The sequence below is a fragment of the Hydrogenophaga sp. GW823-FHT04C09 genome (genome assembly GCF_058796355.1).
In genome coordinates, this window is the sequence record NZ_JBXAIO010000002.1 from 556,834 (window position 1) to 575,922 (window position 19,089).

Sequence of the window (19,089 nt, forward strand, 5' to 3'; positions counted from 1 at the left end):
CCCGCGGACGCCGCGATCTACACTGCGTCGAGCGGTGATCCTCCCTGCGGGCAGGGGGGCGCCGTCCGCAGGAGCGCTGGCATGAACAGTTTTGGCAAACGGGCGCAGGGCGAGCGCCTGGAGCGCATGCGCGCTTCGCCCCTGTGGGACGGCACGGGCTTTCGCAACCTGCACCCGGTGCTGCCCGGGCTGCGCGACCCCACCGCGCCCCGGCCCACGCTCAAGGAGTTCCTGAGCGCGGGCGACCGGCGACTGCCCGGCGTCGCACTGCCCTCGCTGGACCCGCGCGAGCGCTGGGGCCGCCCGGCCCAGAGCGGCCTGCGCGCCACCTGGCTGGGGCATTCCACGGTGCTGATCGAGATCGACGGCCACCGCGTGCTGACCGATCCCGTGTGGGGCACGCGCGCCTCGCCGTTCCGGCTGCTCGGCCCCAAGCGTTTCCAGCCCGTGCCGCTGCGGCTGCGCGAGATGCCCGAGGTGGACGTGGTGGTGATCTCGCACGACCACTACGACCACCTGGACTACCCCACCATCCGCGCGCTCGCGCGGCACAGCCGCGTGCCCTTCGTCACCTCGCTGGGCGTGGGCGCGCACCTGCAGGCCTGGGGCGTGGCGGCCGAGCGCATCACCGAGCTGGACTGGTGGGACAGCCACCGCGTGCCCGGCACCGGCATCACGGTCACGGCGGCGCCTTCGCAGCACTTCTCCGGCCGCAGCTTCAAGGACCGCAACGCCACGCTGTGGTCGTCGATGGTGATCGCCAGCGAGCGGCACCGCGTCTTCTTCAGCGGCGACACCGGCCTGACCACGGAGTACGCCACCATCCGCGAGCGCCTCGGGCCGTTCGATCTGGTGATGCTGGAGGTGGGTGCCTTCCACCCGGCCTGGGGCGACATCCACCTGGGGCCGGCCAACGCCCTGAAGGCGCACGCGCTGCTGGGCGGCGGCGCCCTGCTGCCGGTGCACTGGGGCACCTTCAGCCTGGCCATGCACGCCTGGGACGAACCGGTGGAGACCTTGCTGGCCTTGGCGCAAGGGCAGGGCACGCCCTTGCTCATGCCCCGCCTGGGTGAGGCCGTGGAGCCGGCCGCGCTCGAGGTGGTGACGCCCTGGTGGCGCGCGCTGGACGCCGGCCACGAAGCCCCGAAAGCGCCCGACGGGCCAGCGGCCCTGCAGCGCGACCTGCCCTGGCCCCTGGATTGAATGAAGAAAGACCCCGCATGAACACCACCGTTGCCGGCCCCGATGGCCAACCCCGCTGCCGCTGGTGCGCCGCCGCGCCCGAGTTCTTCGCGTACCACGACCGGGAGTGGGGCTTCCCCGTCGACGACGACCGCCGGCTGTTCGAGAAGCTGTGCCTGGAGAGTTTCCAGTCCGGCCTGAGCTGGCGCACCATACTCGCCAAGCGCGAGAACTTCCGCGCCGCCTTCCACGGGTTCGACTTTCACCGCGTCGCCCGCTTCACGGCCCAGGACGTGGAGCGCCTGCTGGGCGACGAGGGCATCGTGCGACACCGCGGCAAGATCGAGGCGGTCATCAACAACGCGCGGCGCGCGCAGGAGATGGTGAAGGCCGAAGGCTCGCTGGCGGCGTTCTTCTGGCGCTACGAGCCCGACGAGGCGGATCTGGGCGCGCCACAGACCGTGTCCACGTCGGACGCCTCCGTGCGCCTGTCGAAAGACCTGAAGAAACTCGGCTGGGCCTTCGTCGGCCCGACCACGGTGTTCGCCTTCATGCAGGCCATGGGCCTGATCAACGACCACGCCGAGGCCTGCGTGATGCGCGCGCAGGCCGCGCAGGCGCGCCTGCGCTTCAAGCGGCCGCGTTAGGCCTCAGAGCGGGTCGGCCAGCAGCTTGGAGAGCGCCGCGATGTTGGCCGCGCTGGGCACCTGGGGCTTCATTTCGTCCTCTTCGGCCGTGGCGTTTTCGTGCGCCTGGATCGCGTTGACCATGGCGTACTGGTTCTCCCACGACAGGGTCTTGCCCTCGGGGCAGAGGTCGCGCACGGTGCCGAACCAGTAGTAGCCATCCTTGCCGCCGAACAGCGCGTCGATGCCGCCGGCATCGCCCGGCTTGAGGCCATGCGCGGCCAGGATGAGCTTGAGCTTGTGGTGCGAAACGGAATACTGCATGGGGTAAGCGCGGGGTGAGGGGTCGGCGATTGTACTGAAGGCCCGCCGCCCGCGCTGCCCCTCAGGCGATGCCGCAGGCCAGCAGGTAGCGCGGTTCGTTTTCCAGCACGTGGCCGCGCAGCAGGGCGCAGGCCTTCGTGGCGTCGTGGTCTTCCACCGCGTCCACCAGCACCTGGTGGCTGGAGACCGCGTTGGTGATGGGCGAGCGGTGGCGCAGCGCGGTGAGCTGGTAACGCAGCAGCTCGTAGCTGGCGCGCAGGTAATGGTTGTCGCAGCTCTCGAAGAAGGCCTGGTGAAAGCTCATGTCGATGCGCGCGAGCGCGGGCAGGTCCTTCGCGCGCTCGGCGGTCTTCATTTCCTTCACGCACTGCGCCATGCGCTGCAGCAGCTCGCGCGGGTGGGACTGCATGGCCTCGCGCAGCGCCTCGGTCTCCACCATCGCGCGGAACTGCAGCAGATGCGACAGCTCCTGCGGCGAGAGCGTGAAGACGAAGGTGCCGCGCTGCGGGTGGATCTCCACCAGGCCCTCGCTCTTGAGCCGCAGCAGGGCCTCGCGCACCGGCGTCTTGCTCACGCCCATGCGCTGGGCCAGCTGGGCTTCCGACACCTGCTCGCCGAGCTTGAGGTCGCCTTTGACGATGGCCTCGCGCAGCCGCTCGGCGACCACGTCGGTGAGCAGTCGGGGGCGTTGCAGTTCCAGGGCGGTGTTCATGGGGTGGTCGGTCTCGTGTGGCGAGGAGTATAGGGTTATTGCTGATTTAACATCTGAGATATCAGATACCATGGCGGCCGACACGTCAAGCTGAGCAACCCGGAGACATTCACGTGAGTTCCCCGCCTTCCCCATCTTCCCCCGCGCACCCGCTGGCGCGCGCCTTTCTCGCCGCCAACCGCTGGGTGCTCATCGTGCTGCTGGGGGTGATGGCCGCGCTGGTGATCGGCAACGTGTTCGCGCGTTATGCCTTCAGCCATTCCTTCACCTGGGTGGAAGAGGCCACGCGCTACATGATGATCTGGGCCGCCTTCATCGGCGCCGGCCCCGCGCTGCGCGTGGGCGGCCACATCGCCATCGACACGCTGCAGGCCTCGGTGCCGCAGCCCATGGCGCGGCTGCTGCGCGTGCTCATCGTGGCCATCGTCGCGGCCACGCTGCTGACGCTGGTCTGGCTGGGCATCGAGTACGTGGAGTTCGCCTGGTACCAGGAATCGCCGGTGCTGGGCTGGTCGCTGGGCAAGGTGTACCTCGCGCTGCCGCTGGGCGCGGCGCTGATGCTGGTGCACCTGGCGATGGTGGCGCGGCAGTGGATCGTGCTGGGCGAGTGGGACCGGGTCGAAGGCTTCGACCCGCAGGCCCTGTGAACCCGGAGGGCCTGCGATGACGACGGTTCTCGGTCTGGTCTTTCTGGCGCTGATGGTGATCGGCGCACCCATTGCCTTCGCGATGCTCATCGCCGGTCTGGTGGCGGTCTGGCTCAAGCCCGGCCTGTCCTCGCTGGTGGTGATGCAGAACCTCTTCAGCGGGCTCGACAGCTTCCCGCTGATGGCGATTCCCTTCTTCATCCTCGCCGCCGAGCTCATGACGGGCGGCGCGCTCACCGACGTGCTGCTCAAGTTCGCCGCGCGCCTGGTGGGCATGCGCCGCGGCGGCCTGGGCCACGCCAACATCCTCACGCTCACCTTCTTCTCGGGCATCAGCGGCTCGGCGCTGGCCGACGCGGCGGGTCCCGGCGCCATGCTCATCAAGATGATGCGCAAGGCCGGCTACAAGGACGCCTACGCCGCCGCGCTCACCGCGAGCACGGCCATCGTCGGCCCCATCATCCCGCCCTCGATCATCATGATCGTCTACGCGATGACCGACAACAGCGTGAGCATCACCGGCCTGTTCCTGGCCGGCGTGGTGCCGGGCTTCCTGATCGCGCTCTCGCTGATGGTGGTGAACCACATCGTGAGCGTGCGGCGCGGCTACCGCTCCTCGCCCGAGCTGCTCGACCCGGCACCGCTGCTGCGCCTGTTCTGGCGCGCGCTGCCGGCGCTGATGCTGCCGGTGATCATCCTGGGCGGCATTCACCTGGGCATCTTCACGCCCACCGAGGCCTCGGCCGCCGCCGTGCTGTATGCGCTGCTGGTGGGCCGCTTCGTCTACGGCACGCTGCAATGGAACATGCTGCCCGCCATCCTGTTCCGCTCGGCGCTGATGACGGCCTCCATCCTGTTCATCGTCGCCACCTCGGCGGTGTTCGCCTGGGTGCTCACCGTGGGCCAGATCCCGCAGACCATGGCCGCCTGGATCGCCGGCATGTCGCTCTCGCCGATCGAGCTGCTGATCGCCATCAACGTGCTGCTGCTGCTCGTGGGCATCTTCATCGAGCCGCTGCCGGGCGTGATGATCATGGTGCCCATCCTCGGCCCCTTGGCCGAGGCGGCCGGGCTGAACTCCCTGCATTTCGCCATCGTGGTCATCGTGAACCTCACGCTGGGCATGGTCACGCCGCCCGTGGGTGGGCTGCTGTTCGTCACCTCCGCCGTCTCGGGCGTGCGCATGGGCCCCATGGTGCGCGAGATGGTGCCCATGCTGGTCGCGCTGTTCGGCGTGCTGATGCTGCTCACTTTCGTTCCCGCGTTTTCCACCTGGTTGCCCGGCGTGCTCGGCTACCAACACTAACCACAGAAGGAGACTCCCCGTGAAGATTCATCGCAAGCACTTCCTGGCGGCCGTGGCCGCCGCCTCCCTGCTGGCGCTCGGCGCCGGCCCCGCGTTCGCGCAGAAGGTGCTGAAGTACACGCATTACCAACCGGCCGGCAACGACCAGCCCAAGCACGCCGCCGCGCTCGCGTTCAAGGACCACGTGGAGAAAGCCACCAACGGCTCGCTGAAGGTCGAGCTGTACCCCGCCGGCCAGCTGGGCCCGGCGCAGCAGGTCATGGAAGGCCTGCGCCTGGGCACGGTCGAACTCGCCGTGGTGCACGACGGCGGCATTCCCGGCGTCTACAAGACCTTCAACATCTTCGGCCTGCCCTTCCTGTTCAACGACCACGCGCACGCCTACGCCGTGCTCGACGGCAAGTTCGGCCAGGAGCTGGCCGAGGACATGCGCAAGCGCACCGGCATCCGCCTCATGGCCTACGCCGACAACGGCATCCGCCACTTCACCAACAGCAAGCGCGCCATCAAGACCCCCGAGGACATGAAGGGCCTGAAGATCCGCGTGCAGCCCAGCCCGGTGTTCGTGAAGCTGGTCGAGTCGCTGGGCGCGAGCCCCACCGCGATCGACTGGGGCGAACTGCCCGCCGCGCTCGCGCAGGGCACAGCCGATGGCCAGGAAAACGGCGTCACCAACATCATGGCCGCCAGCCTGTTCCAGCACCAGAAACACATCACGCTGGACGGCCACGTCTACAGCCTGCACGCCTACATGGTCAGCGAGCGTTTCTTCAACGGCCTGAGCGCCGCGGAGAAGAAGGCCGTGACCGAAGGCGTGGACATCGCCAAGAAGATCCACCGCGACATGACGCGCGCGCAGGACCTCTCGGCCAAGAAGGTGCTGACCGAAAAGGGCATGACGGTGACCGAACTCAGCCCGGCCGAGATCGACCGCTTCCGCAAGGTGGCGCAGCCGCCGGTGCGCGCCTACCTCGAAGCCGAGGTGAGCAAGGAGTGGACCGAGAAGCTGCTGCAAGCCGCTGCCGCCAAGTGAGCGACGGGGTGATGCAAGACCGCCTGGTGGTGGCCCTGGACGACGGCTACGCCGCCTACGACCAGGAAGAGGCCCTGCTGGGCGCCGAGGGCGCGCGCTTCGAGGTGCGCCCCTGCCGCCGCGACGAAGACGCGGCGGCGGCCTCGGTGGTGGACGCCGACGTGGTGCTGGTGCGCGAGTCGCCGGTGTCGCGCCGGGTGATCGACGCCATGACCCGCTGCCGCGCGGTGATCCGCTACGGCATCGGTGTGGACAACATCGACCAGGCCGCCGCGCGCGAGCGTGGGATCATGGTGGCCAACGTGCCGGACTACGGCACCGACGAGGTCAGCTCGCAGGCCGTGGCGCTGGCGCTGGCCGTCTCGCGCCGCATCGGCCTGCACGACGCCGAGGTGCGCGCGGGCCGCTGGTCCACCGGCGTGCTGCAGCCCATGTTCCGGCTGCGCGGGCGCACGCTGGGCCTGGTGGGTTTCGGCCGCATCGCGCGCATGACGCTGGAGAAACTCGCCGGCTTCGGTTTCGGCCGCGTGCTGGTGCACGACCCCAAGACCGACATGCCCCCCGGCGTGGAACGCACCGACCTCGACACCTTGTTCGCCGAGGCCGACGTGATCTCGCTGCACGCGCCGCTGAACGCGCACACGAAACACATGGTGGACGCGCGGCGCATCGCGCTCATGCGGCCCACCGCCATCCTGGTGAACACGGCGCGCGGCGGCCTGGTGGACACGCAGGCGCTGTACGAGGCCTTGCGCGAGCGCCGCATCCTGGGCGCGGGGCTGGACGTGTTCGAGCAGGAACCCCCGGGCACGCACCCGCTGTTCGGCCTGGACAACGTGGTCGTGACCAACCACATGGGCTGGTACAGCGAAGAGGCCATGCGCGAGCTGCAGCTCAAGACGGCGCAGGAGGCGGTGCGCGTCCTGCGCGGAGAACAACCCTTGCACTGGCTCAACCGCTGGTGATTTTTTGATGGAACGGAGAAACGATGAACAAGGAATTGAAGGAGCTGGTCGACGGCTTCAACCAGGTGGCCGTGGCCTCGGTGGCCGACGCGGTGGACAAGGTCTGCGGCCAGCGCGGCTACATGGACACGCCCATCAAGCCGCGCATCAACGACAAGCGCCTCTGCGGCCCGGCCGCCACCGTGCTCGAATCGGCGACCGATGAGTTCGTGCCGCCCCAGCACGCGCTGGACCTGATCGACGAAGCCGAACCGGGCAGCGTGATCGTGATCTCCATCGACGGCGGCCAGCCCGACGTGGCGGTGTGGGGCGGTCTCATGACGGCCGGTGCCGTGGCCAACGGCCATGCCGGCGCGGTGCTCGATGGCGGCGTGCGCGACCTCACCGAGATCCGGCGCGACTACGGCTTCCCGGTGTATGCCCGCGACGTGAGCCCCGGCACCACGCTGGGCCGCTTCCGCACGGTGGCCTCGCAGGTGCCGGTGCGCGTGGGCGGCATCGTGGTGCACCCGGGCGACATCGTGGTGGGCGACGTGGACGGCGTGGTCGTGGTGCCGCGCGCGCGGGCTGCCGAGGTGCTGGCCGCCTCGCGCGAGATCGACGAACGCGAGCTGGAGCAGGCCAAGCTCATCATGGCCGAGAAGTCGCTGCGCAAGGGCCTGGCCAAATATGGCCGCATCTGAGGCACCCAGCCACGCCGGGGCCGCGCAGATCGTGGCCTTGGGCGAGGCCATGGTCGAGTTCAACCAGACCGGGGAGAACGGCGGGCGCAGCTACCTGCAGGGCTTCGGCGGCGACACCTCCAACTTCGCCATCGCCGCCGCCCGCCAGGGCGCGCGCGTGGCCTACGTGAGCGCGCTCGGCGACGACCCCTACGGCGCCCTGCTGCGCCGCCTGTGGGACGAGGAGGGCGTGGACCACAGCCACGTGCTCAGCGACCCGGCGGCCTTCAGCGCCATCTACTTCGTGACCCACAACGACCAGGGCCACCACTTCAGCTTCTTCCGCAGCGGCTCGGCCGCGAGCCGGCTCACCCCGGCCACGCTGCCGCGCGCGCCGATCGAGACGGCGCGCGTGCTGCACCTCTCGGGCATCTCGCTGGCGATTTCGCCCAGTGCGTGCGACGCCGGTTACGCCGCCATCGAATGCGCGCGCGCCGCCGGGGCCTGGGTGTCGTTCGACACCAACCTGCGGCTCAAGCTGTGGTCGGTCGAGCGCGCGCGCGCCGTCATGACGGACGTGATCGGCCTGAGCGACATCTGCCTGCCGAGCTACGACGACGTGGTCGCCATCACCGGCCTGCGCGAGCCCGACGCGCTGGTGGACCACTGCCTGCGCCTGGGCGCGAAGACGGTGGCGCTCAAGATGGGCGAGCAGGGCGCGATCGTGGCCACGGCCAGCGAGCGCCACCGCATCGCGCCCGCGCGCTGCCAGCCGGTGGACGCCACCGGCGCGGGCGATGCCTTCGGCGGTGCCTTCGTGGCGCGCCTGGTGGCCGGTGACGACCTGCCCACCGCCGGGCGCTACGCCGCCACGGTGGCGGCGCTTTCCACCGAGGGTTATGGCGCGGTGGCGCCCATTCCGCACGCCGCGCGCGTGCGCGAGGTGCTCGCGGCCGACCGGCCCTGAGCGCCGTTCAGTCCAGCAGCGAACGCACCACCGACTCGCGCGTGCGCAGGCGCGTGGTGCGCTGGAAGAACAGGCTGTTGGGCACGCGCAGGTAGGAGGGCTCCGCGCCCTCGGCGGTGTCTTCGCGCAGCGTGGTGTAGATCAGATTGATGTCCATCACCTCGCCGGCCAGGCCGGGCTTGTCGCCGCCTTCGAGCAGCTCGATGCGGTCGCGCAGGCCGAACGGGCGCGAGGTGAAGATCAGCACTGCGCAGAAGATGTTGGAGAGCACGCTCCAGGCCGCGAAGAAGGCGATGGCGCCCACGGCGGCGAAGCCGGTGAAGGCGGTCCAGATCACCATGCCGGAGACGCCCACGCGGTCCAGCACCAGCAGCAGGGCGGCACCGAACAGCAGGAAGGTGACCACGCGCCGGCCCCCGATCACGAGTTCCAGCGGCAGGCGCTTGTCCTCCCCCACGCGGGTGATGAGGCGGTGCAGCAGCGAGCGCAGCAGCAGCGCCACGAAGACGATCAGCGCCATCTGCAGCGCGATGGTGATGACGTCGATGAAGGGGTGGGCGTAGGCGGGGAGAAAGTCTTTCATGGGGCGGTGGCGGCGGGGGCCACCGAGGCGCCCTGGATCTGGTGCTGGTTCAAGGCGGCGGCCACGAAGCCCGACGACTTCATGTCCTCCACGAAAGCGTGCAGGCAGCGCGCGGCGTCGGCGCCGCGGTCCTTGGGCAGGCCCATGGCCTGCTGGATCACCATGAAGCGGCCCGGCAGCAGCCGCAGGCCCGGGTGGCGCTGCTGGTCGTGTTCCAGCTGCTGTCGCACGCCGGCGGCCACGTCCAGCCCCTGGCGCACGAACTCGTCGACCACGGCCTGAGAACTGGCGGCCCGCACGATCTCGGCGTGCCGCAGCTCGCGCGAGAGAAACAGGTCGTAGGCGCTGCCCTTGCCCACGGTCACCCGCGTGCCCGGCCGGTCCACCTCGTGGTTGCTCTGCAGGGGGGATTCTTGGCGCACCAGGTAGCTGCCTTCGATCAGCACGTAGGGCGCGGTGAAGGCGATGCCCTCGCCGCGCAGCGGGTCGATGGCGAAGAAGCCGACGTCGGCCGCGCCGTTCCTCACCGCCTCGACCGATTGGCCGGCCGTGTCGAACACCACCAGCTCGATCCCGACGCCGAGCCGCTGCGCCAGGCGATGCGCAAGGTCCACCGAGACGCCGAACGGCTGCCCGGTGGCGGGGTTGCGGTTGGCCAGGAGGGGGTTGCCCAGGTTGATGGAGGCGCGCAGGCGGCCGGTGGGCGCGAAGCTGTGGGATAGGGGGAGGGGAGCGGTCATGGCGATGAGGGGGAAGGCGGGTGAACGTCCATGGCTTGTCGCGTGGCTTCGGGCCCGCGGCAAAGGATGACCATGGTAACGGCCCTCCCGGGTCACCGGGAGGGCGTCAGGGGGACGGCGGCTCGATGTGGCGGCCGGGATGCCGGTCGCGCACGATGGCCTGCACGAAGGCCGTGGCGTCGTGGCCGACGACCAGCCCCGGGTCCGCCTGCCCCGACGGCAGGGTCGGGGACACGCCCGCCGCTTCGAGCAGCGCGCGGGAAGCGGGCATGGCCAGGATGGCCTTGCCGCTGCGGTGCTGGTCGCGGATGAAGTCCAACGTGTGGGTGTCGCGCGCGAGGGCCTGCACGCCTTCGTCGCCGTCGGGCAGGGCGAGCGCGTCGAACAGGAAGCCGGGTTCGTTCTGCAGCGAAGCCTCCGCGTCGACGAACACCCCGTCCACGGTCTTCACCGGGCCGATCCGGGGTGCCACGAAACAGGGCTGGGCGCCGAGGGCGAGCAAGGTGGCGTGCAGACCCACGGCGCTTTTGCCGACGATGCCGTGCGCGACCAGGATGGCCACCTTGCGGGCCCGGATCGAGGGATCGCCGGCCAGCACGGCGTGTTGAAGGGAGGGCGGGAGCTGAGCCATACCCGCCAGTGGGGCAAATGGCGTGCCTGGGAAAATCGCCCTGCCGCGCCGGTCATCTTGTAGAGTTGCAGACGTTTTTTCCGCAGGAGACGGCATGGCCACCAGCAAGAAGGCAACATCGGGCGCGATCCGGTCGGGCGTGGGCGGCTGGACCTACGAGCCCTGGCGCGACAACTTCTACCCCAAAGGCCTGGCGCAGAGCAAGGAGCTGGCCTACGCCAGCACGAAGCTGACCGCGATCGAGGTCAACGGCACCTACTACAGCACCTTCAAGCCGCCCACCTTCGCCAAGTGGCGCGACGAGACGCCCGAGGGCTTCGTGTTCTCGCTGAAGGCCAACCGCTTCACCACCAACCGCCGCGTGCTGGCCGAGGCCGGCGAGTCCATCGAACGTTTCGTGGGCAGTGGCCTGAGCGAACTCGGCCCCAAGCTCGGGCCGCTGGTCTGGCAGTTCGCGCCCACCAAGCAGTTCGACCCGGTGGACTTCGAGGCCTTCCTGAAACTGCTGCCGCGCGAGGTGGACGGCCTGCCGCTGCGCCACGCGCTGGACGTGCGGCACGCGAGCTTCCTGGACCCGGCCTACCTCGCGCTCGCGCGCAAGCACCGCTGCGCCACGGTGTTCACCGACTCCGACGACTACCCCTCGTTCGCCGACCTGACCGGCGACTTTGTCTACGCGCGCCTGATGCGCACCGACCCGAAGGTGAAGACCGGTTACGCCCCCAAGGCGCTGGACCGCTGGGCCGAGGCCGCGAGGACCTGGGCCGCCGGCGGTGAGCCGGCCGACGTGCCGCGGGTCGACGGCGCCGGCCCGAAGGCCAAGGCGCGGGACGTGTTCATGTACTTCATCAGCGGCGCCAAGGAACGCGCCCCGGCGGCCGCGATGGCGCTGATCGAGCGCCTCGGCTAACGCTCCAGCCGCACCCAGCGCGCGTTCTGCTGGTGGCTGTTCAGCACGGCCTCGATGAAGGCCATGCCGTCCAGCCCGTCCAGCAGGCCGGGCATGTTGGTGCTTGCTTCGCCGCGCCAGGCGCGCGCGAAATCGCGGTACAGCTCGGCGAAGGCCTCGAAGTAGCCCTCGGGGTGGCCGGCCGGAATGCGGTTGGCGGCGATCTGCGGCGCCATGCCCCGGCGCAGTTGCCGCACCGGGCCGCCCAGCGGGGCGAAGTTCAGGAATTCGGGCTGATCCTGGTCGAAATGCAGCGAGGCGCGCGTGCCGTAGACGCGCAGGCGCAGCGCGTTGCAGGCGCCGCTGGCCACCTGGCTGGCCCACAGCATGCCGCGCGCGCCGCCGTCGAAGCGCAGCATGGCCTGCACGTGGTCGTCCAGCGCGCGGCCGGGCACGAAGCGGGTGAGTTCGGCCGAGAGTTCCTGCACCTGCAGGCCGCTCACGTAGCGCGCCAGCTGGTAGGCGTGGGTGCCGATGTCGCCCAGCGCGCCGGCCGGGCCGGCGCGATTCGGGTCGGCGCGCCATTCGGCCTGCTTGTTGCCCTGGTGCTCGACCGGTTCGCCCAGCCAGTCCTGCGCGTACTCCACCTGCACGATGCGCAGCTCGCCGAGTTCGCCGGCGGCGACCATCTCGCGCGCCTGGCGCACCATGGGGTAGCCCGCGTAGGTGTGGGTGAGCAGGAACAGCAGGCCGCGCTCGCGCACCGCCTGCGCGAGCGCCTGGGCCTCGGCCAGCGAGGTGGCCAGCGGCTTGTCGCAGATGACGTGGATGCCTTGCTCCACGAAGGCGCGCGCCACCGGCACGTGCAGGTGGTTGGGCGTGACGATGGCCACGGCGTCGATGCCGTCCTCGCGCCGCGCCTCGGCCTGCGCCATGGCGGTGTAGTCGGCGTAGCTGCGCTCGGGCGCGATGTGCAACCGGGCCGCGCTGGCGTGCGCGCGTTCGGCGGTGGACGAGAGCGCGCCGGCCACCAGCTCGAACTGGTCGTCCAGCCGCGCGGCGATGCGGTGGGCCGCGCCGATGAAGCTGCCGTCGCCACCGCCCACCATGCCCAGGCGGATGCGCCGCGCCGCGCGCCCGTCGTTCGTGCTCATGCCGCGCCCCGGTTCAGGCCGAGCAGGGCGGCCAGGGTGGCGGGGTCGCCCGCGCTGGCGGCGAAGTCGTCGAAGGCGCGGTCGGCCACGCGGATGAGGTGCTCGCGGATGAAGGCCGCGCCTTCGCGCGCGCCGTCTTCCGGGTGCTTGAGGCAGCACTCCCACTCCAGCACGGCCCAGCCCGCGTAGTCGTGTTGCGCCATCTTGGAGAAGATGCCCCTGAAGTCCACCTGGCCGTCGCCGAGCGAGCGGAAGCGGCCGGCGCGGTCGATCCAGCTGGAGAAGCCGCCGTACACGCCCTGCTTGCCGTTGGGGCGGAACTCGGCGTCCTTCACGTGGAAGGCGCGGATGCGCTCGTGGTAGTGGTCGATGAAGGCCAGGTAGTCGAGCTGCTGCAGCACGAAGTGGCTGGGGTCGTAGAGGATGTTCGCGCGCGGGTGCTGGCCCACGGCGTCGAGAAAACGCTCGAAGGTGATGCCGTCGTGCAGGTCTTCGCCGGGGTGCAGTTCGTAGCAGACGTCCACGCCGGCTTCATCGAAGGCGTCGAGCACCGGGCGCCAGCGCTTCGCGAGTTCGGCGAACGCGGCTTCCACCAGGCCGGGCGGGCGTTGCGGCCAGGGGTAGAGGTAGGGCCAGGCCAGCGCGCCCGAGAAGCTGGCGTGGGCTTTCAGGCCCAGGCGTCGCGAGGCCTTCGCGGCCAGCAGCAGCTGCTCGTGCGCCCAGGCCGTGCGCGCCGTGGGGTTGCCGCGCACCTGGGGGGCGGCGAAGGCGTCGAACTGCAGGTCGTAGGCGGGGTGCACGCACAGCAGCTGGCCCTGCAGGTGGGTCGAGAGCTCGGTGATCTGCAGGCCGTGCGCGGCGAGCCGGCCCTTCACCTCGTCGCAATAGGTGTCACTGGTCGCGGCACGATCGAGGTCGAAGATCGCCGCGTCGCTGGTGGGGATCTGCACCCCCCGGTAGCCCAGCGAGGCGGCCCAGCCGGCCAGGCCGTCGAGCGTGTCGAACGGCGCGGCCGTGCCGATGAACTGGGCCAGGAAGATCCCGGGTCCCTGGATGGTTTTCATGGGGTCCTCCTGGCGCGCGGACTCAGAACGGCGAGTCGGGGAAGTAGAAGTCCTTGGCGTTCGCCTTGGTGATCAGCACCGAGGGCACGATGGTCGACGGCGGCAGCTTCTCGCCCTTCTTGCGCGCCAGCGCGGTCATCTTGATGGCGTCGTAGAGGAACTTGGGCGAGTAGGACACGTTGGCCTGGATCAGCGGGTTGCTGCCGTCCATCAGCGTCTTGACCATGGCCTTGGCACCGGCACCGCCGAACACGATCTTGATGTCCTTGCGCTTGGCCTGTTCGATCGCGCGCAGCACGCCGAAGGCCATGTCGTCGTCGGCCGCCCACACGGCGTCGATCTCCTTGAAGCGCGTGAGGTAGTCCTGCATCACCTTGAAGGCGTCGTCGCGGTTCCAGTTGCCGTGCTTGGCGTCCAGCACCTTGATGCCGGGGTGGTTCTTCATCACCGCGTTGAAGGCGTCCATGCGCTCGTTGTCGATGGTGGTCGGGATGCCGCGCAGCGCCACGATGTTGCCCTTGCCGTTGAGCGCCTTGGCCAGGTACTCGGCCGGCACCTTGCCGAAGGCGGTGTTGTCGCCCGAGACGTAGGCGTCCTGCGCGCTGGTGTCGGTGAGGCCGCGGTCCACCACCGTCACGTACACGCCCTTGGCCTTGACCTGCTGCACCGGGCGCGTGAGCGCGGCGGATTCGAAGGGCAGGATCACCAGCGAATCGATCTTGGTCGCGGTGACCAGGTCCTGCAGCTGGTTGGCCTGCTCGGGCGCGCCGCTGGCGGTCTTGATCGTGACCTTGATGTTGGGGTCCTTCTCCAGTTCTTTCTTGGCTTCGTTGGCCCAGTACACCAGGCCGGCGGCGAAGCTGTGGGTGGCGGCCGGGATGGCCACGCCCAGGTTCACCTTGTTCTGGGCCTGCGCCAGCAGCGGGCTGGCCATGCCCAGCGCGGCCAGGGCGGCCAGCGCGAGCAGACGGGAACGGTACTTCATGCTTGTCTCCTTGATGTGTTGATGACAGGGAAAGAAAGAAGGCATGGCGTGCCTTCAGGGACGCCGCCGCTGCATGAATGCGACGGCGATGATCACGAAACCCTGCACCGCCGCGTTGAGGTACACGCTGATGATGCTGGTGAGGTTGAGGATGTTGCTGATGACCGAGAGCAGGATGGCGCCGATCACGGTGCCGCCGATGCTGCCGGCGCCGCCGCGCAGCGCGGTGCCGCCCACGATCACGGCGGCGATGGCTTCGAGCTCCCACAGCAGGCCGGTGGTGGGCGAGGCCGAGCCCAGGCGCGGCACGTAGAGCAGGGTGGCGATGCCCACGCACACGCCCAGCAGGGTGTAGGTGAGCACCTTGATGCGGTCCACGTCCACCGCGGCGTAGCGCGCCACCTGCTCGTTGGAGCCGATGGCCTGCACGTAGCGGCCGAAGGCGGTGCGGTTGAGCAGCAGGGCGCCGGCCAGGGCCACCAGCGCGAAGATCCACACCGGGATGGGCACGCCCAGCAGGCTGCCGTAGTACACCGGGCCGTAGGCGTCGGCCAGCGCGTTGTCGAGCGCGAGCGCGCCGCCGTCGGCGAAGTAGGTGAGGTAGGCGCGGAAGATGCCCAGCGTGCCCAGCGTGACGATGAAGGGCTCGATGCGCCCGCGCGTGATGAGCAGGCCGTGCGCCAGGCCGAACAGCGCGCCCAGCAGCACGGCGGCGGCCATGCCCACCATCACCACCGCCACCGGCGGCCAGCCCAGCGGCGCGATCTTGTTCATGAGCAGGATCACCACGCCCGCGATCAGCGCGGCCATGGAACCCACCGAGAGGTCGATGCCGCCCGAGATGATCACGAAGCACATGCCCACGGCGATGATGCCGATGAAGGCGGTGCGCGTGAGCACGTTCATGGCGTTGTCCACGGTGGCGAACTCGCGGTTGAGCAGCGTGCCGGCGATGCATAGCAGCACCAGGCCGAGCAGCGGGCCCAGGGTGGGCAGGCGCCAGGCGCGGCCGGCGGCCGGGGGCGGTGCCGGGGTGGCGTCAGTGCGTTCCTGTGGCATGGGCGATGAGCTCCTGTTCGTTGAGGTCGGCGGCCGACAGCGTGGCCTGCAGGCGGCCCGAGCGCATCACCGCGACGCGGTGGCACAGGCCGATGAGTTCCATGAGCTCGGACGAGATCACGACCACCGCGCGGCCGCTGGCGGCCAGGCGCTGGATGAGGGCGTAGATGTCGCGCTTGGCGCCGATGTCCACGCCGCGCGTGGGCTCGTCGAGCACCACCACGCGCGGGTCCGGGTGCAGCACCTTGGCCAGCGCCAGCTTCTGCTGGTTGCCGCCCGAGAGCGAGCCGGCCGGCACGTCGAGCGAGCCGGTGCGGATGCCGAAATCGCGCACCGCCTGCGCCAGCGCGGCGACTTCGCTCGCGGGCTGCAGCCAGGGGCGGGCGTGCTTCTGCAGCGCCATCAGCGTGAGGTTCTCGCGCAGGCCGAAGCGCACGTGCAGGCCGCGGCCCTTGCGGTCTTCGCTCAGGTAGGTGAGGCCGGCGTCGGCCGCCTCGTGCGGCGAGCGCGGCAGCAGCTCGCGCCCGGCCACCTGCACCGCCTGCGCGCTGCGCTCGCGCAGGCCCAGCAGGCCTTCGAAGAGTTCGGTGCGCCCCGCGCCCACCAGGCCGGCGAAGCCGAACACCTCGCCCGCGCGCACCTCGAAGCTCACGTCCTGCGCCCAGCCGGGCACGCTCAGGGCGCGCACCGAGAGCAGCACGGGCGCGTCGGCCGGCACCTCGGCGCGCGGCGGGTAGAGGTCGGCGAGTTCGCGGCCCACCATCAGGTTCGCCATCTGCGCGCGCGTGAGCGTGGCCGTGGCCTGCTGCGCCACCAGGCGGCCGTCGCGCATCACGACCACCTCTTCGGTGATGCGCTCCACCTCGTCGAGCTTGTGCGAGATGAAGACGATGGTCACGCCCTCGGCCTGCAGGCGCGCGACCAGGCCGAACAGCCGGCCGGTCTCGCCCGGTGTGAGCGTGGCGGTGGGCTCGTCCATGATGAGCACGCGCGCGTGGCGCGACAGCGCCTTGGCGATCTCCACCAGCTGGCGCTCGGCCACGATGAGGTCGCGCACGCGGGTGTCGGGGTGCACCTTGCTCAGGCCCACGTCGTCGAGCACGCGGCGCGTGGTGGCGCGCATGGCGCCGTCGTCCAGCCAGAGGCCGCGCCGCTTTTTCTCGTGGCCCAGGAAGATGTTCTGCGCCACCGTGAGGTCTTCGGCCAGGTTGAACTCCTGGTGGATCAGCACGATGCCTTCGGCCTCGGCCGCGCGCGGGCCGTCGAACCGCACGGCGCGGCCGTTCACCTGCAGCGTGCCTTCGCTGGGCCGTTCGTAGCCCGCGAGGATCTTCATGAGTGTGGACTTGCCCGCGCCGTTCTCGCCCAGCAGGCCGTAGACGCGGCCGGGCTCGAAGGCCAGGTCCACGCCGTGCAGCACCTGCACCGGGCCGAAGCGCTTGACGATGCCGCGCAGCTCGACGCGCACGCCAGCGGCCGCCATCACGCCAGCTCCATCTGCCGCAGGCTTTCCTGCATGGCCAGCACGCCCGCGCCGATGAGCCCGGCGCGTTCGCCCAGCGGCGTGTACTGGATCTCCAGGTGCCGCGTGGAGAGCGCGAGCGAGCGGTGGTACACGCTCTGGCGCACGGCGGCCAGGAACAGCGGCCCCACGCGCGTGACGCCGCCGCCGATGAACACGTGCGAGGGGTTGAAGAAGTTCACCACCGAGGCGAGCATCTGCCCCACCAGCGCGCCCGAGCGCTGCACCACCTGGTTGGCCGCCATGTCGCCCGCGCGGCTGGCCTCGGCCACGTCCTGCAGGCGCAGCGGGCCGCGCTCGGCCAGCATGCGCGCGAGCAGCGGGCTCTGGCCGGCCTGGGCGGCCTCGGTGGCCATGCGCGCGATCGCGGGCCCGGCGGCCAGCGTCTCCACGCAACCGAGGTTGCCGCAGTGGCAGCGCGGGCCGTCGGGCACCACGCAGATGTGACCCACGTCGCCGGCCGAGCCGTTGGCGCCTCGGTAGACCTGGCCCTGGCAGACGATGCCGCAGCCCACGCCGGTGCCCACCTTCACCACCAGGAAGTTGGGCAGGCTGCGCTGCATGCGCCAGAGCTCGCCCAGGGCCATCACGTTCACGTCGTTGTCCACGAAGACGGGCGCGCTGAAGTCGGCGGCGAGGTCGTCGCGGATGGAGTAGCCGTCCCACAGCGGCATCAACGGCGGGCTCACGAGCTGGCCGCTGTCGAAGTCCACCGGGCCGGGCAGGCCGATGCCGATGCCGATCACCTGGCGCGGCGCCACGCCGCAGCGCGCCAGCAGCTCGTGCATGAGCACGCGGATGCGCGAGAGCACCGGGCCGGGGCCGTCGTGCACGTCGGCCGGTTCGCTGTGGTGGGCCATCACGGCCAGGTCGGGGCTGAGGATGCCCACCTCCAGCCCGGTGGCGCCCACGGCCACGCCGATGAGCACGCCCAGGCTGCGGCTCAGGCGCAGGGTGTCGGCGCGGCGCCCGCCGGTGGGCACCTGCTCGCCGGTCTGCTCCAGCAGGCCTTGTTCGAGCAGCTCGGCCACCGCCGCGTTGGCGCGGGTCTTGGAGAACGAGGCCGCGGCGGCCAGGGCGTCGCGCGAGATGCCGCTGGCCCAGAACACGTGGTCCAGCACGGTGCGCTCACCGGTTTTCAGGCCTTTCCAGTTCAAGATGCGTGTCTCCGTTGGTGTGCCGTCGTCGGGCGCGGCACTGGAGACGCATGCTATGCGGTCGAATTCGACCCGACAAGATCAAATTTCGACCTAAATCGGGTCAATCCACCTCACAGCAAGGCGGAGAGCGACTTCGCGCCTTCCAGCAAAGGGGGCAGCAGCTGCTCCACCATCTGCGCGGGCGTCATGCGGCCGGACTGCACGCTGGCGGTCATCGCTACGTCCACGCGGCCGTGCGCGTTGGGCACCGGCACCGCGATGGAGCGCAGGCCGATCTCGTACTCCTCGTCGCTGATCGCATAGCCCTGAGCGCGGGCCTGGTGAACCGCCTCGAGCACCGCGCGCGGCGTGGCGCGCGTGTGCGGCGTGAACTGCTGCAGCGGGCTGTGCCCGAGCAGCAGCAGCACCTCGGCATCGCTGCGGTGCGCGAGCAGGGCGCGGCCGGCCGAGGAGCAATAGGCCGGCAGCCGCGTGCCCACCCCGACGGTGGGCGAGAACACGCGGCGGCTCTGCGAGCGCGCCACGAAGACCACGGCGGTCTCGTCGAGCACGGCCACCGAGGTCACTTCGTCGGTCTGCCAGCCCACGGTGTCGAGCACGGGCTGTGCCTTGCGCGGCAGCGGCGCACCCGACAGCAGCCCATAGCCCAGGCGCAGCACGCGCAGGTCGAGCGAGAAGTGTTTGCCGTCGTAGTCGGCGTAACCCAGCTTGGTCAGCGTGAGCAGGTAGCGCCGCGCGGCGGCGCGGGTGAGCGAGGTGCGCTGCGCCACCTCGGTCAGCGTGAGGCGGGTGTGCTGCGCATCGAAGGCCTCGATCACGGCCAGCCCGCTTTCCAGCGAGGCCACGAAGTCGCGTCGTTCCAGTTTCATGCCGTCTCT

General features: G+C 70.3%; 21 protein-coding genes. 9 read left to right on the forward strand and 12 right to left on the reverse strand.

Annotated features, from left to right (window positions below; translation table 11 throughout):
• Positions 1–81: 81 nt before the first annotated feature.
• Positions 82–1,203 carry an MBL fold metallo-hydrolase gene (locus tag AC1Q9M_RS07810; protein ID WP_444688300.1) on the forward strand — a complete coding sequence of 374 codons (1,122 nt, stop codon included), beginning with the start codon at positions 82–84 and terminating at the stop codon, positions 1,201–1,203.
• Positions 1,204–1,220: 17 nt separating this feature from the next.
• A complete protein-coding gene (locus AC1Q9M_RS07815; protein WP_444688299.1) occupies positions 1,221–1,829 on the forward strand; it encodes a DNA-3-methyladenine glycosylase I in 609 nt (202 codons plus the stop codon).
• A gap of 3 nt (positions 1,830–1,832) precedes the next feature.
• On the opposite strand, the gene AC1Q9M_RS07820 is transcribed toward AC1Q9M_RS07815, so the two are convergent.
• Complete coding sequence (locus AC1Q9M_RS07820; protein WP_291116509.1) at positions 1,833–2,132, reverse strand: hypothetical protein; 300 nt, start codon at positions 2,130–2,132, stop codon at positions 1,833–1,835.
• Between the two features lie 61 nt (positions 2,133–2,193).
• Positions 2,194–2,844 (reverse strand): GntR family transcriptional regulator, encoded by a 651-nt coding sequence (locus tag AC1Q9M_RS07825; protein WP_382160542.1) that lies wholly within the window; start codon positions 2,842–2,844, stop codon positions 2,194–2,196.
• Positions 2,845–2,957: 113 nt separating this feature from the next.
• Here AC1Q9M_RS07825 and AC1Q9M_RS07830 point away from each other — a divergent pair, with 113 nt between their 5' ends.
• Genes AC1Q9M_RS07830 through AC1Q9M_RS07855 form a run of 6 tightly spaced genes read left to right on the forward strand, consistent with a single transcriptional unit; the run spans position 2,958 to position 8,424 of the window.
• Positions 2,958–3,491 carry a TRAP transporter small permease gene (locus AC1Q9M_RS07830; RefSeq protein WP_492433180.1) on the forward strand — a complete coding sequence of 178 codons (534 nt, stop codon included), beginning with the start codon at positions 2,958–2,960 and terminating at the stop codon, positions 3,489–3,491.
• Positions 3,492–3,507: 16 nt separating this feature from the next.
• A complete protein-coding gene (locus AC1Q9M_RS07835) occupies positions 3,508–4,797 on the forward strand; it encodes a TRAP transporter large permease (RefSeq protein ID WP_382323561.1) in 1,290 nt (429 codons plus the stop codon).
• A 19-nt stretch (positions 4,798–4,816) separates the two neighbouring features.
• Positions 4,817–5,830 (forward strand): TRAP transporter substrate-binding protein, encoded by a 1,014-nt coding sequence (locus AC1Q9M_RS07840; RefSeq protein WP_382323562.1) that lies wholly within the window; start codon positions 4,817–4,819, stop codon positions 5,828–5,830.
• Between the two features lie 11 nt (positions 5,831–5,841).
• On the forward strand, positions 5,842–6,795 hold the full coding sequence (locus AC1Q9M_RS07845) for a C-terminal binding protein (protein WP_492433183.1): 954 nt from the start codon (positions 5,842–5,844) through the stop codon (positions 6,793–6,795).
• A gap of 23 nt (positions 6,796–6,818) precedes the next feature.
• Positions 6,819–7,478, forward strand: a complete 660-nt coding sequence (locus AC1Q9M_RS07850; RefSeq protein WP_382160527.1) for an RraA family protein — start codon at positions 6,819–6,821, stop codon at positions 7,476–7,478.
• On the forward strand, positions 7,465–8,424 hold the full coding sequence (locus AC1Q9M_RS07855; protein ID WP_492433185.1) for a sugar kinase: 960 nt from the start codon (positions 7,465–7,467) through the stop codon (positions 8,422–8,424). The genes AC1Q9M_RS07850 and AC1Q9M_RS07855 overlap by 14 nt, the downstream gene beginning before the upstream one ends.
• Before the next feature lie 7 nt (positions 8,425–8,431).
• Here the strand turns inward: AC1Q9M_RS07855 and AC1Q9M_RS07860 are convergent, their stop codons facing one another.
• From AC1Q9M_RS07860 to AC1Q9M_RS07870, 3 genes are all read right to left on the reverse strand, one after another.
• Entirely contained in the window at positions 8,432–9,007 is a 576-nt protein-coding gene (locus AC1Q9M_RS07860) for a mechanosensitive ion channel domain-containing protein (protein ID WP_382160522.1), read from the reverse strand.
• A complete protein-coding gene (locus AC1Q9M_RS07865; protein WP_492433187.1) occupies positions 9,004–9,747 on the reverse strand; it encodes an ABC transporter substrate-binding protein in 744 nt (247 codons plus the stop codon). The genes AC1Q9M_RS07860 and AC1Q9M_RS07865 overlap by 4 nt, the downstream gene beginning before the upstream one ends.
• Before the next feature lie 106 nt (positions 9,748–9,853).
• A complete protein-coding gene (locus tag AC1Q9M_RS07870) occupies positions 9,854–10,378 on the reverse strand; it encodes a DJ-1/PfpI family protein (RefSeq protein WP_444688294.1) in 525 nt (174 codons plus the stop codon).
• 94 nt (positions 10,379–10,472) lie between these two features.
• On the opposite strand from AC1Q9M_RS07870, the gene AC1Q9M_RS07875 reads away from it, so the two are divergent.
• A complete protein-coding gene (locus tag AC1Q9M_RS07875; RefSeq protein ID WP_444688293.1) occupies positions 10,473–11,288 on the forward strand; it encodes a DUF72 domain-containing protein in 816 nt (271 codons plus the stop codon).
• Here the strand turns inward: AC1Q9M_RS07875 and AC1Q9M_RS07880 are convergent.
• From AC1Q9M_RS07880 to AC1Q9M_RS07910, 7 genes are all read right to left on the reverse strand, one after another.
• Positions 11,285–12,421 carry a Gfo/Idh/MocA family protein gene (locus tag AC1Q9M_RS07880; protein ID WP_492433190.1) on the reverse strand — a complete coding sequence of 379 codons (1,137 nt, stop codon included), beginning with the start codon at positions 12,419–12,421 and terminating at the stop codon, positions 11,285–11,287. The two genes, AC1Q9M_RS07875 and AC1Q9M_RS07880, sit on opposite strands and share 4 nt — an antisense overlap.
• Positions 12,418–13,485 (reverse strand): sugar phosphate isomerase/epimerase family protein, encoded by a 1,068-nt coding sequence (locus AC1Q9M_RS07885; RefSeq protein ID WP_492433192.1) that lies wholly within the window; start codon positions 13,483–13,485, stop codon positions 12,418–12,420. Before AC1Q9M_RS07885 ends, AC1Q9M_RS07880 begins: the two co-directional genes overlap by 4 nt.
• Before the next feature lie 22 nt (positions 13,486–13,507).
• Complete coding sequence (locus tag AC1Q9M_RS07890) at positions 13,508–14,470, reverse strand: substrate-binding domain-containing protein (protein WP_444688290.1); 963 nt, start codon at positions 14,468–14,470, stop codon at positions 13,508–13,510.
• Positions 14,471–14,524: 54 nt separating this feature from the next.
• Complete coding sequence (locus AC1Q9M_RS07895) at positions 14,525–15,529, reverse strand: ABC transporter permease (RefSeq protein WP_382327211.1); 1,005 nt, start codon at positions 15,527–15,529, stop codon at positions 14,525–14,527.
• Positions 15,510–17,012 (reverse strand): sugar ABC transporter ATP-binding protein, encoded by a 1,503-nt coding sequence (locus tag AC1Q9M_RS07900; protein ID WP_492433195.1) that lies wholly within the window; start codon positions 17,010–17,012, stop codon positions 15,510–15,512. The genes AC1Q9M_RS07895 and AC1Q9M_RS07900 overlap by 20 nt, the downstream gene beginning before the upstream one ends.
• A complete protein-coding gene (locus AC1Q9M_RS07905) occupies positions 17,012–18,208 on the reverse strand; it encodes an ROK family transcriptional regulator (RefSeq protein WP_382160502.1) in 1,197 nt (398 codons plus the stop codon). The genes AC1Q9M_RS07900 and AC1Q9M_RS07905 overlap by 1 nt, the downstream gene beginning before the upstream one ends.
• 113 nt (positions 18,209–18,321) lie before the next feature.
• Positions 18,322–19,080: an IclR family transcriptional regulator domain-containing protein gene (locus AC1Q9M_RS07910; RefSeq protein ID WP_382323571.1), complete on the reverse strand. Its 759-nt coding sequence runs from the start codon at positions 19,078–19,080 to the stop codon at positions 18,322–18,324.
• Positions 19,081–19,089 lie beyond the last annotated feature (9 nt).

Coding starts and splice junctions, on each gene's coding strand:
- AC1Q9M_RS07855 (WP_492433185.1), top strand. CDS start 7,465: ATGGCCGCATCTGAGGCACCCAGCCACGCCGGGGCCGCGCAGATCGTG.
- AC1Q9M_RS07865 (WP_492433187.1), bottom strand. CDS start 9,747: ATGACCGCTCCCCTCCCCCTATCCCACAGCTTCGCGCCCACCGGCCGC.
- AC1Q9M_RS07810 (WP_444688300.1), top strand. CDS start 82: ATGAACAGTTTTGGCAAACGGGCGCAGGGCGAGCGCCTGGAGCGCATG.
- AC1Q9M_RS07910 (WP_382323571.1), bottom strand. CDS start 19,080: ATGAAACTGGAACGACGCGACTTCGTGGCCTCGCTGGAAAGCGGGCTG.
- AC1Q9M_RS07815 (WP_444688299.1), top strand. CDS start 1,221: ATGAACACCACCGTTGCCGGCCCCGATGGCCAACCCCGCTGCCGCTGG.
- AC1Q9M_RS07860 (WP_382160522.1), bottom strand. CDS start 9,007: ATGAAAGACTTTCTCCCCGCCTACGCCCACCCCTTCATCGACGTCATC.
- AC1Q9M_RS07870 (WP_444688294.1), bottom strand. CDS start 10,378: ATGGCTCAGCTCCCGCCCTCCCTTCAACACGCCGTGCTGGCCGGCGAT.
- AC1Q9M_RS07845 (WP_492433183.1), top strand. CDS start 5,842: ATGCAAGACCGCCTGGTGGTGGCCCTGGACGACGGCTACGCCGCCTAC.
- AC1Q9M_RS07885 (WP_492433192.1), bottom strand. CDS start 13,485: ATGAAAACCATCCAGGGACCCGGGATCTTCCTGGCCCAGTTCATCGGC.
- AC1Q9M_RS07880 (WP_492433190.1), bottom strand. CDS start 12,421: ATGAGCACGAACGACGGGCGCGCGGCGCGGCGCATCCGCCTGGGCATG.
- AC1Q9M_RS07890 (WP_444688290.1), bottom strand. CDS start 14,470: ATGAAGTACCGTTCCCGTCTGCTCGCGCTGGCCGCCCTGGCCGCGCTG.
- AC1Q9M_RS07895 (WP_382327211.1), bottom strand. CDS start 15,529: ATGCCACAGGAACGCACTGACGCCACCCCGGCACCGCCCCCGGCCGCC.
- AC1Q9M_RS07820 (WP_291116509.1), bottom strand. CDS start 2,132: ATGCAGTATTCCGTTTCGCACCACAAGCTCAAGCTCATCCTGGCCGCG.
- AC1Q9M_RS07875 (WP_444688293.1), top strand. CDS start 10,473: ATGGCCACCAGCAAGAAGGCAACATCGGGCGCGATCCGGTCGGGCGTG.
- AC1Q9M_RS07835 (WP_382323561.1), top strand. CDS start 3,508: ATGACGACGGTTCTCGGTCTGGTCTTTCTGGCGCTGATGGTGATCGGC.
- AC1Q9M_RS07825 (WP_382160542.1), bottom strand. CDS start 2,844: ATGAACACCGCCCTGGAACTGCAACGCCCCCGACTGCTCACCGACGTG.
- AC1Q9M_RS07900 (WP_492433195.1), bottom strand. CDS start 17,012: ATGGCGGCCGCTGGCGTGCGCGTCGAGCTGCGCGGCATCGTCAAGCGC.
- AC1Q9M_RS07850 (WP_382160527.1), top strand. CDS start 6,819: ATGAACAAGGAATTGAAGGAGCTGGTCGACGGCTTCAACCAGGTGGCC.